The 11495-nt window shown below is 42.9% G+C and carries 11 protein-coding genes; all 11 read right to left on the bottom strand.

Annotated elements, in window-relative coordinates; genetic code table 11:
- Nucleotides 1-6: 6 nt before the first annotated feature.
- Nucleotides 7-1017 (bottom strand): hypothetical protein, encoded by a 1011-nt coding sequence (locus ACSLP7_RS09835; RefSeq protein ID WP_435579141.1) that lies wholly within the window; start codon nt 1015-1017, stop codon nt 7-9.
- 241 nt (nt 1018-1258) lie between these two features.
- Nucleotides 1259-2821: a glucose-6-phosphate isomerase gene (gene pgi / locus ACSLP7_RS09830; RefSeq protein ID WP_435579140.1), complete on the bottom strand. Its 1563-nt coding sequence runs from the start codon at nt 2819-2821 to the stop codon at nt 1259-1261.
- A 41-nt stretch (nt 2822-2862) separates the two neighbouring features.
- On the bottom strand, nt 2863-3537 hold the full coding sequence (locus ACSLP7_RS09825) for a response regulator (RefSeq protein ID WP_435579139.1): 675 nt from the start codon (nt 3535-3537) through the stop codon (nt 2863-2865).
- The gene (locus ACSLP7_RS09820; RefSeq protein WP_435579138.1) at nt 3527-4315 is read right to left on the bottom strand and encodes a sensor histidine kinase; all 789 of its coding nucleotides are present in this window, start codon (nt 4313-4315) and stop codon (nt 3527-3529) included. The genes ACSLP7_RS09825 and ACSLP7_RS09820 overlap by 11 nt, the downstream gene beginning before the upstream one ends.
- A complete protein-coding gene (locus ACSLP7_RS09815; protein ID WP_435579137.1) occupies nt 4308-4817 on the bottom strand; it encodes a hypothetical protein in 510 nt (169 codons plus the stop codon). Before ACSLP7_RS09815 ends, ACSLP7_RS09820 begins: the two co-directional genes overlap by 8 nt.
- A 135-nt stretch (nt 4818-4952) precedes the next feature.
- Entirely contained in the window at nt 4953-5288 is a 336-nt protein-coding gene (locus ACSLP7_RS09810; protein WP_435579136.1) for a hypothetical protein, read from the bottom strand.
- Nucleotides 5289-5399: 111 nt separating this feature from the next.
- Nucleotides 5400-6257, bottom strand: a complete 858-nt coding sequence (locus ACSLP7_RS09805; RefSeq protein WP_435579135.1) for an N-acetylglucosamine kinase — start codon at nt 6255-6257, stop codon at nt 5400-5402.
- A gap of 9 nt (nt 6258-6266) precedes the next feature.
- The gene (gap, locus tag ACSLP7_RS09800) at nt 6267-7262 is read right to left on the bottom strand and encodes a type I glyceraldehyde-3-phosphate dehydrogenase (protein ID WP_435579134.1); all 996 of its coding nucleotides are present in this window, start codon (nt 7260-7262) and stop codon (nt 6267-6269) included.
- Nucleotides 7263-7273: 11 nt separating this feature from the next.
- Complete coding sequence (gene pfkA / locus ACSLP7_RS09795; RefSeq protein WP_435579133.1) at nt 7274-8260, bottom strand: 6-phosphofructokinase; 987 nt, start codon at nt 8258-8260, stop codon at nt 7274-7276.
- A 108-nt stretch (nt 8261-8368) separates the two neighbouring features.
- Entirely contained in the window at nt 8369-9823 is a 1455-nt protein-coding gene (locus ACSLP7_RS09790) for an alpha-amylase family glycosyl hydrolase (protein WP_435579132.1), read from the bottom strand.
- Nucleotides 9816-11492 carry an alpha-amylase family glycosyl hydrolase gene (locus ACSLP7_RS09785; protein ID WP_435579131.1) on the bottom strand — a complete coding sequence of 559 codons (1677 nt, stop codon included), beginning with the start codon at nt 11490-11492 and terminating at the stop codon, nt 9816-9818. Before ACSLP7_RS09785 ends, ACSLP7_RS09790 begins: the two co-directional genes overlap by 8 nt.
- Between the last annotated feature and the right edge of the window lie 3 nt (nt 11493-11495).

Raw genomic sequence — 11495 nt, 5'->3', positions numbered from 1 at the left:
GCCTCACTATTGCTTAGCGCGCAGGTTTTCAGCACGTTTGATCTGAAAAGGCGTAAACCAATCCCAACTCACCCCCACACTGATCTGGTTCCCAGAATCCACGAAGCGATAATTGTAATTGTCGTGCCCGTAGATATAACTCACAAAGAAGCCGAAATCGCTCTTAAAAGGATACCAAGTACCGAACACTTCTGCACGTAAGGGTTCTACGCTTGGATGAGCTCCTGAAATTCCTTCTAAACGCAGTCCAACAGAGTATTTCAATGTTTCCTTATAGGTATGCAGGTATTCATATTCAAACCCCAATCTATGGCGGCCATAAATGTCAATATCGAGCGGATTGTATCCACCAATATCGGCTACAAAGAACATATTGTTATGCCAGAGCTCATACCAACCGGTAAACGAATGGACCTGATAAGGCGTGTCTCTTTTTAAATTGTTGAATCTAAAATTTCCGCTGACTCGCGTGAAATTCGTAGAGAAATTTCCATTCACGCGATTGAGAATATCTGACAAATTGGTCTGGTCATTGATCATGGCATAGATCGCATCACAGGGCGAGGTCTCATCGTCTAAATTGGTATCAAAAGCGCAGCCTGATTGTCCGTTGGAATAATGTCCAGTTTCTAAAGCAGCCGCCACAAAATGGTTACCATCTGTTTTGCGCAGCAATTGAAATCCAAGAAAAACTCTATAGGACGGCGTTTTTACCGGCCTAGAGTTTTCATTATACATGCGGATATGTGGTTGGAAACTGGCGTAGAACGTACTGCTAAAACGCTTGTCAGATTCATCCTGTAGGTTTTTGACCATATTGTTGTAAAAGCTGTAATAAACCACCGGATTAGCATCAAAAAGGATCTCTTCCTGGTCAACCATACTGGACAAATAACGAACCGTTGGTTTTATACTGATGGGATAATAATCTCCAAAAACAGAAGTTTGTTGCTCCGAGGTTTCTTGAGCTGAAGCTGTCAAACCGAACAGAATAAATAGAAGTAGAAGTCTGCGCACCGCGAATAGAAATTGGTTAGTTGGCCTGAAGGTACTATAAAGAAATGTAAAAGCGACTACCAGGCGGCAGTCGCTCTTATCTTAACAGACTAACTTAACTCTTGGTGCTTGCGCCTGCACCTGTGGAGTTATTAAATAGTCCACAAATCATTAAAAGGTTGCGTGGAATTTTAAAAAAATTATATTATTTCTTCTAAAACTTTTTAATCTTATGATTATCAGATAATTAAACTACCGATAATTACTCCGCCAATTTGCTCAATAAAGCCGCTGTAGAAGCATCATGGCCATCAGAAACACTGACAGACTCAATATCGCTCAAAGTGTTTTTAGCCAACACTTTACCAAGTTGCACACCCCATTGATCATAACTGAAAATATTCCAGATCACTCCTTGAGTAAAGAGTTTGTGTTCGTAAAGAGCAATGAGTTTTCCGAGTGAATTTGGACTCAATTGGTCAATAAGGATGGTGTTGGTTGGACGGTCACCCGTAAAGACCTTAAATGGAGAATCTAGGGTTTGTCCATCAGTTCCAGTCATCAAGGCCTGAGTTTGGGCAATGAAATTGGCCATAAGCGCATCTTGATGCGATTTCTGATTGTGCTGATCCTTTTTAAAGCCGATAAAATCCGCAGGAATCACTTTAGTTCCTTGGTGGATCAATTGGAAAAAAGCGTGCTGGGCGTTGGTTCCTGTAGATCCCCAAACAATAGTTCCTGTTTGGTAATCGATTACGTCTCCGTTTCTATCCACACCTTTTCCATTACTTTCCATAATGGCTTGTTGTAAATACGGAACCAGCTTGGTCAAATACTGTGTATAAGGAATTACCGCTTCGCTTTCAGCTCCTAAGAAGTTGTTGTACCAGACAGAGATTAGTGCAAGAGTGACCGGCAAGTTCTGCTCATAAGGAGTTTGCGTAAAGTGCTGATCCATAGCGTGAGCACCTCTTAAAAGCTCCTCGTACTGCTCATATCCAATGGCACAAGCAATTGACAGTCCAACGGCACTCCACAAAGAAAAACGGCCGCCTACCCAATCCCACATGGTGAAAATATTGTTCGGGTCAATCCCAAAGTCTTTTACCGCAGGGATATTGGTACTTACCGCAACAAAGTGCTTAGCAATTTGATCTTCTGGTGCGTGCTGTAAAAACCACTTGCGAATGGTCTGAGCGTTCATTAGGGTTTCCTGAGTGGTGAAGCTCTTGGAAACAATGATAAATAGGGTTGTTTCTGGATCTAGCCCCTTTAAAGATTCCACCACATGGTCTCCTTCTACATTAGAAACAAAATGAACTTTCAGGTGATTGCGTTGATTGCGCAACGCCTCAACCACCATGTCTGGTCCTAGATCGCTACCACCTATCCCAATATTGACAACATCTGTTATGGATTTACCTGTATGCCCCTTCCAGTCGCCTGAGACCACCGCATTACTAAAGCTCTTCATCTGTGCAAGGACTTCTGCGACTTCTGGCTTCATATCGGAGAAATTCCTCAGGGCAGTGTGCATCACTGCTCGGTCTTCTGTCTGGTTGATATGTTCTCCTGAGAATTGTGCAGCAATTGCGCTTTTGAGATCTACTTCTTCTGCTAGATCCAATAAAGCCTTATGCACCTCTGCAGTAAGATGCGTTTTAGAACAGTCCACATAAAAGTCTTGCCATTGAAAGCTGTATCGCTCTGCCCGCTCTGGGTCTGCTTTAAACAGTTCTTGCAATCGTTGCTGCTGGCTTGCTTTTAATTCGCTTAGACGCTTCCAGGCCTCAGTGCCTGTTGGATTAACAGATGGAAAACTCATTTTTTGTCAGTTTGGGTTTCACTGACAAATTTAATGACAAATTAGTAGAGACCCTTATCCAGAATCACCAAATTATGACGAATTGCAAACAAAACGAGTCCGGCCACATTCTTGGATTCTGTTTTTTGCAATAAGTTGTTCCTATGTCCTTCCACGGTTCTTGGACTTATAAAGAGTTTATCCGCGATTTCATGAGTGGTAAGTTGATCGCAGATCAGTTGTAAAACCTCCTTCTCCCTAGCGGTGAGTTCCTCCGCAACATTGAGACTTCGTGATGGAGCCCCTTGTAATTCATCTTGAATAATTTGCATCACTTGATAATTGTAATAAAAGCCGCGTTTGACCACTTCGCGTACGGTGTGTTTAACGGTCTTGGGAGTTGAATTTTTAACCAGGAAAGCCGCTGCCCCGATGTCTACCATATTGGCTATAAAACCTCGCGTATTGTAGCTTGTCAGGGCAATGACTTTTATTGCTGGGTATTTTTTGAGTACGGCTTTTGTAGCTTCTATACCATTGACCATAGGCATTTTAAGATCGGTTAGGACCACATCAGGCAGATCGTCCATCGTAGCCAAGGTATCAAGAAGTTTTTGACCATTTTCTGCTTCAAAGACTACTTCAAAGTCAGCTTCTCTTTCTAGGATGAAAGCAATCCCTTTTCTAAAGAGCTCTTCATCGTCTGCGAGTCCAATTCGTATTGTATCAGTTGCCATTTCTGAGGTTATTTAGGGTAAATCTGATGCCGTTTCCAGCTTCACTTTCAAAGTTCGACTGACCCCCTAAAAGGGCCACTCGACTTTCAATATTTTTCATGCCCAGTCCAGGTTTACCTGCACTAGCGGTGTTTTCAAAGCCCACGCCATTGTCTGAATACGACAAACTGGGTGGATTACTGGTAAGCGAAATGCTTATTGCAGTTGCCGCGCCGTGTTTCAACGAATTATTGACCAGCTCTTGTATAATCCTAAAGACATGGAGCTCTTCTTTGGAATCAAGCGATTCTGGCTCATAGTCACAGCTGAGCTGGATCAAACCTTCATGAGCCCTGTTGTAATCGTTAGTCAATTCTTCTACAGCAGCTTTCAACCCAAATTTCTGCAATACCGGAGGCAGCAGATCATGGGCTATTCGACGTGAACTCTCTAGGGTGGTATTGGAAATCTGAAGTATCGTGGCAAGCATTTCATTGGATTGCTCTTCTTCTACTCCGCCTTCTAAAAGCACGTTTGTATTCAGTGATACAATGTTTAGCTTGGAAGAAATTGCATCGTGCAGATCTTGGGCTATGCGTTTGCGTTCCTTCTCTTGAGTAAGAATGGTGGCTTGTAGCATCTCTTTTTGAAACGATATCTCCATATTGGCCTTTTCAAGTTCTGCATTGATGACTTTTTTCCGCGATAGAAAAAAGAAGATCACCAAGGCACTAGCCATCAACAATAAAAAGCTAAGGGCTATTAGAATCAGAGAGATAATATCCGTATTCTCAAACAAGTTTTTTGGTGGCTTTTCGGGTTCGGTAATTGGTATACCATTCAAAAGTGACTAAGCACTGGAAGAGCAAATAGAACACGATGTTCAAATTCAATAAGAGTAAGTAGCCTTGTTGGGACAATTCGTATTGAAGGTTACCGCTAGCAAATATCAGCGTGCTGCAAATCAAGTATATAAAGACACCTACATTCACAATAATGAATGGCGTTTTAGCACTGATGGATCGGTAAAAATAGATCAATGAATAGCCTATTAATAAGGCTTGACTTAGAGAAATACCGATAGAATTGTATCTAAAGAACAAACTCGGATCCATAGCGTACTGAACAAGCATGAAGCATAAAAGAACTCCCGCAAAAACGTAGATTAAACGGTTTTTTATCAACTCGCCATAAAATAAGCTGAGCAATATCAACTGCACAACCGTATAAATACTCGAAATGAAGATGTTGGGCTCCCCCAAGATTACAAAAAGGATCATACCTAACTGCGTTAAAGACATAGCAATTAGGTATAGGGTGAAAAACTTAAAAGCCTTGCTCTGTTTAGCAAAGCTTTTAAGAAATAATAAAGCGTTGATAATAAGAATAATCGTAGCGAAGTACGATAGATTCTTAAAAAACCGTGTCATGTAAATCTAGCTGTTCAATTGACTCGATGGGTCGCATACTGGAGGGCATGGCATCGTAAAGTCAAAAACATAGTTGCCATTATCGCGACCGCTTGGATCTGGTAACTTGTCTTTATAAGTTCCATCGATTTGATGGGTGCAACCTACAATAACGAGTTTTTCGGTTCCGTTATCGTCAATGGCCAAGTAAGCTCTTACGGCATCAGGATTTTCAGCTAAAACACCCGTGAGATCGTCTTTTGGGATCAAAAAGGCTTTAACTGCATTAGGATTTTGATTGCGCCAATTGGTAGTCCAATTAATGGCATCGCTTAGCGAAATAGTATCGTTGGGAGTACTCATGATTAGGAATTGTTGTTTGGTTAATAAATCACAAGTTGAAGATACTTAAAAAGCATCGCCTATTTTAACAATTACGGTTAAGCCGTAATTAGTTTAACGTAAAGCCGTAGTCTACTTACAGCCCTCGTTACGCTTGTAATAATCAATCAAACCATCGATTGGTCTGCGGATGATATTGCCTAACTCTAAATGATAAGGCTTCATGCAATCACGAATGATATCTTCTGAGAAATGCGCAATGGAACCAATGAAGTGAATAGGTACATGCTGAGCCTCTTTATAACAGAGGATTTTGTTCTCTATGAATTTGAAGATTCCTTCACTGATCAGCTTGTAGAAATAACCGTTAACTTCTTCACTGGTAAAAATAAATTCAGCAAATGAAGCTAAATAGGTATTCGGGTTGGGGCGTTTGTACACATTGAGCTTGATCACATCTGTATTGAGATCAAAACGCTTCTCAAACTCTTTGGCCAGTTTTTCTGGCATTTTTTTGTAGAAATAATCGCGGATTAGACGCTTTCCGAAGTAATTCCCACTGGCCTCATCCATCAAGGCATAACCTAAGGAATCTACTTCCATATGGATACTTTTACCGTCGTAATAGCAACTGTTTGACCCTGTTCCTAAAATACAAACTATCCCAGGTTCATCCGTGGCTGCATAGACGGCTGCGGCAACATCTTCTTGTACACTGATCTTCGCCCCCATAAATAGGTTTTGAAGTACGGCATAGAGAGAAGCCCTTGGAGAAGGTGTACCGCAACCTGCACCGTAAAAATCCACTTTTGTCACGGTAGCAAACAGTCCTACTAACTCGGTATTCTCACGAATACGACTTTCGAGTTCATCGGGTTCTACCACAGCAGGATTTAACCCTTTGGTGCGGGTTTTTAGTACTTTCTCACAAGAATCGTCAAGGAGGACCCAGTCACATTTGGTGGATCCTCCATCAGCAATTAATATCATAGTTTAGTCTTATAGGCTGGCAATATGCGCAGCAAGATCGATCAATTTTGACGAATATCCATATTCGTTATCGTACCAAGCAACCAATTTGAAGAAATTGTCATTCAATGCAATTCCGGCATTGGCGTCAAAATTACAAGTGTTGGCATCTGATACAAAGTCCTGAGAAACTACAGGCTCATCTACAAAATCAATCACACCAGCGTAAGCTCCGCCTGCTGCTTCTTTAAACAAGGCCTTCACCTCATCATAAGTTGCAGACTTTTCCGTACGTACGGTAAGATCCACTACAGAAACGTCTGCAGTAGGAACGCGGAAAGCCATTCCGGTTAGTTTTCCTTGAAGTTCTGGAATCACTTTTGTCACTGCCACCGCAGCTCCAGTAGAAGTAGGAATGATGTTGTTCAATGCTGAACGTCCTAAGCGGTAGTTCTTACGCGAAGGTCCATCTACTGTCAATTGCGTAGCAGTTGCTGCGTGTACCGTAGTCATAAGTCCTTCCACAATTCCTAAGTTATCGTGGATAACCTTGGCCATTGGTGCCAAGCAGTTAGTGGTACAAGAAGCGTTAGATACGATCTTATCTTCTGGCTTCACCTGATCGTGGTTCACACCCATTACAAACATCGGTGCGTCTTTAGATGGCGCAGAGATCACTACTTTCTTCGCTCCAGCATCTAGGTGCGCCTTAGCAGTATCCATGGTTGTAAAAATACCGGTACAGTCAATCACAATATCTACTCCAGCATCATCCCACTTCAATTGACTTGGGTCGCGCTCTGCGGTAACTCTAACGGTGTTACCATCTACTTTTAGGTGTCCATCTGCCACTTCTACGCTTCCGGCGTACTTTCCATGTACAGAGTCATATTTTAATAAATAGGCCAAGTGATCAACGTCCAAAAGGTCGTTTACGGCTACTACCTCTACTTGAGGGTTTTGTGCAGCGATTCTAAAAGCCAATCTTCCAATGCGGCCAAAGCCGTTAATTCCAATTTTAGTCATAGTATTATGATTTAGACAGACGTGATGTCTGCTACTCGAATAAGTTCAACATCTATTTCATTTTGTCCGCTAATCGCTCTAGCGAATGGGACATATACAATTTTTCTATTAGCGATTCCAACCATTACATCTTGTTGGCCGCTCATTAAGGCATCAATAGCCCCTACACCTAACCTACTGGCTAGAACTCGATCATAACAACTCGGCGCTCCTCCACGCTGAATGTGCCCAAGAACGGTCACACGCACTTCATAAGCACTCATATTTTCTTCAATGTATTTGGCGAGGTCAAAGATGTTCTTACCGATCTGATCGCCCTCTGCAACTACAATTATGCTCGAGGTCTTTCCGGATTTCTTACTGCGACGAAGCGATTCCAACAAACGGGTACGCCCCATATCTTCCTCAGGAATCAAAATTTCCTCAGCTCCTGCTCCAATACCTGCGTTCAAAGCGATATCTCCAGCATTACGACCCATTACCTCAACCAAGAATAGGCGGTTGTGTGAGTTGGCTGTATCGCGGATCTTATCAATGGCCTCTACTACAGTATTAAGCGCGGTATCGTATCCGATGGTGTAGTCGGTTCCGTTGATATCGTTATCAATGGTTCCAGGTAAACCTACTATGGGAAAGTCGTGTTCTCCCTTAAAGACAGAGGCACCGGTAAAAGTTCCATCTCCACCAATAACCACTAAGGCATCGATTTCTGCCTTTTTGAGGTTCTCGTAAGCTTTTTGACGTCCTTCTACGGTTCTAAAATCTTTAGATCTCGCAGACTTGAGGAAAGTACCGCCTCGATTGATGATGTTCTTTACCGAACGTGCATCGAGGTCTTCAAAATCGCCTTCAATCAATCCTTGATATCCTCTAAAGATTCCAACACAGGAAAGTTCATTATAGGCACAGGCTCTAACAACTGCACGAATAGCAGCGTTCATTCCAGGGGCATCTCCCCCAGAAGTAAGCACTCCAACTTTAGTGATTTTTGTACTCATTTATTGCTAAACTAGGGCATTTGGAGCAACTCCACAACTGCCCGATTAAACTAAAACGTTTTCGTTTGATAAATTTTTCTAAAAAACTCGTAATTGCCTGATTTTCCTCTAGTTTTTAATCAAAAACAGATAGGAAGCTGGCCGTATTTCGAAGCTTTTTTCGCCTTGAATTTCGATTGTTTCTCCGGATTTGAAATCGCGAAAACTACCCAGTGCTTTTACGGGTAGGTTTTTAGTCTCAGAACCGAAGTTGGCCAAATACAAAACTTCTGAATTGTCTTTGAAACGTCTAAAAGCTAAAAGGTCAGGATCGTGAAAGGTGTCTACCCATTCATATGCCCCTGCAGCTACTCCACCATTTAAGGCAGGTACTTCCTTTCTAACCTTTGCCAATTGCTCCAAAACAGGCCAAATTTTTCCTTTGGCTTTTGGAATACTGTCCTTTTCAAAGAACTTCAAACTGTGATTGAGGTCGTATTCCAGACCGCTGTAAATGAGTGGCATGCCCGGAAGTGCATAACTCAATACCAAGCAAGACTCCCAATGAGCTCCAGTACGTCCTAAGAAGGTTCCATTCCAGGAGTTCTCATCATGGTTCTCCACAAAGTTCATCAGATAATCATCATCGGCCCATTTTTCCATTTGCCCGTTGTAGTGTGCCCACCACTGTGCTGCAGGTTGTTCTCCTTTGGCAATATCATTCATCAAGTGGTGATTGGCCCAGCCGTAAGCCATGTCAAACAAACCGTCTTCCAATAATTCTGGATTGTCCGCTTCCGCTAACATAAAAATGGACTTTTCTTTTCGCAATTCAGGAATTGCCTTGCGCCAAAAATCTGTAGGCACAAAGCCTGCCACGTCGCATCTAAAACCGTCGATGTTCTCTTCTGCGATCCAATAGCGCATCTCAGCGATCATGGCCGGCGTCAAATCTGGATTGTCAAAATTTAGATCAGCTACATCCGTCCAGCCTTCTGGTGTTCTGCCGTCATCCTTGAGGGGTTCAGAAACTTCTCCAGCTTCATTCTTGGTGTAATACTCCGGATGTTCTGCAATCCAGTGATGATCCCAACCGGTATGATTGGCCACCCAGTCTAAGATCACATAAATACCGTTGTCGTGTGCAGTCTGCACCAATCGTCTAAAGTCTTCTAGAGTCCCAAATTCAGGATTGATTCCCGTATAATCCGATACCGCATAGTAGCTACCCAGGTATTTTTTACGTTCTTCTGGATCCTCAATATCATCAGCCATCACATTGCCATAAGCTTTACGCTTGGTTGAGGATATAGGATAAACCGGCATCAGCCAGATTACATCTACTCCGAGGTCCTTTAGCTTTGGAATATCAGCAGTAAAAGCGTCAAAACTACCCTCTGGTGAATATTGTCGAATATTTGCTTCATAGAGAATCGCCGTTTCTAAAAATTCATCCGTCAAAGGAGGTAAAGTCGTCACAGTCTCGTTCATAGGTTCTTCATTTGAGGGTTTGTCGTTACAGCTGATCCACAATGCCGGGAGCAGCAAACAAATAAATGCGCGATGTAAAAGGGTCTTATTCATCTATCGATTCTAATAAAACTACGCTGTCATTAGAATTCAAGCTTACCTTTCCATCCTTTACCACAGCAGTCTGTCCAGAATAGGCGTCGCGAACAGAGCTACCTTCTGCAAAGGCCATCCCGATCTCAATGATCTTCTCTCCTTGAGGAGCATTGAGTGCCACAACAACGGTGTCGTTTCCTGCTGCATATTCACGTTGGAAGGTATAAGGGGCTGATGCCAATTGTTGGTGTCTTCCAATTCCAACCGCTAAGTGGTTGTCTTTAAACTGCCCTAACTTTTGATAGTGCGCTAACAGCTGCTGTGCTTCTGCGTCGTTGGCATAAGCCTCCCAATCCATAGAAGAACGCAGCGTAGCGTCTCCATTGGTTCCGTCAATCAGCAAAGAACGCCCAACCTCATCTCCGTAGTACATTTGCGATCCACCAGGAGTCAACAGCAATAGGTTGGCAGCGGTATAGGTGTTTTGACGCTCCTTGTCATAAGGGTAACCGTCATCATGTGAAGTCAAATAGCTCAAGGTCCCGTAGTCGGCTAGCGTCGTATTTAAAATAGAATCGTAGCGAGAGAATACAGCTTCGTAGTCTACATCTGCCTCTTGAGAACGCAGATCAAAATTGATCATGGACGTAAAGGCATCTTTGTAATAGTCCTTTTTTACATCGCCAAAATTGGTCATTAGCCCATCGTTGATTCCGTATCCATAAACCTCTCCGACGGTGTAAAAAGCGGTGTCATCTAAAACCAGTTCTGGATTGGCCTGCTTCCAAGCTGCAAATGCGTAGTCACATTGCTTTTTGAATTCCTGCCATACAAAGGCTTCGGTGTGTCTAACGGTATCTACACGGTAACCGTCAATTCCAAAGTCGGTAATATAGTCCGTCAACCACTTCATGATATAAAAACGAGGCGCTCTAGGATAACCAGTGCGCTCAAAGAAGGCGTCGAGTTCCGCCATTTCTGCATCATAACGACCTTCTTGCTTCCACTTTTCTACCAAGGCTGGCGGCAAGGCTACATCATCATTGCTCTCCGTTTTAATGTCTGGAAGGTTTTCAACTAAAGTACACTCCACAGTGGTCTCATACGATTCATAAGTACACTTTGGCTGGGTACGCACCCACTCTTCTGGCCAAACAGCATCCATAGCTGTCACCGGTCCTGTGTGATTGATCACAGCGTCCAAAAGCACGCGAATGCCCTTACTGTGCGCTGCAGTAACCAAAGCAGTTAGATCATCAAAGTTCCCGAAGTTCGGATCCAATTGCGTCCAGTCTTTGGTCCAATATCCGTGGTAGGCATAGGTATATCCAGTACCCTCATCGGTTCCATCGTGTACCTGCTCAACGATTGGAGTCATCCAAATGGCATTGATTCCCAAGTCTGAGAAATACCCCTCTTCTATCTTTTGGGTGATTCCTTTGAGATCTCCTCCTTCAAAACCACGTAAAACGGCAGTCTCTTGGGTTCTATCAAAGTTCACGTCATTTGAGGGGTCACCATTATTAAAGCGATCCGTTAACAGAAAATATAAATTAGCAGCTTTCCAATCAAAAGGTTTGGTGGCTGCAACTTCTTGTTCTAACTCTTGCGGAGTTTCTTGCTTTTCTTCTTTACAGGCTGCAAAGCAAACCAGCAACATTAAAGCCAGTAGATTAATCTTGCGCATCTG

The organism is Gilvibacter sp. (assembly GCF_965601605.1).
Taxonomy (GTDB): Bacteria; Bacteroidota; Bacteroidia; order Flavobacteriales; family Flavobacteriaceae; genus Gilvibacter.
Note: the sequence above shows the minus strand (reverse complement) of the source record. Positions and strands in the feature narration are given on the sequence as shown.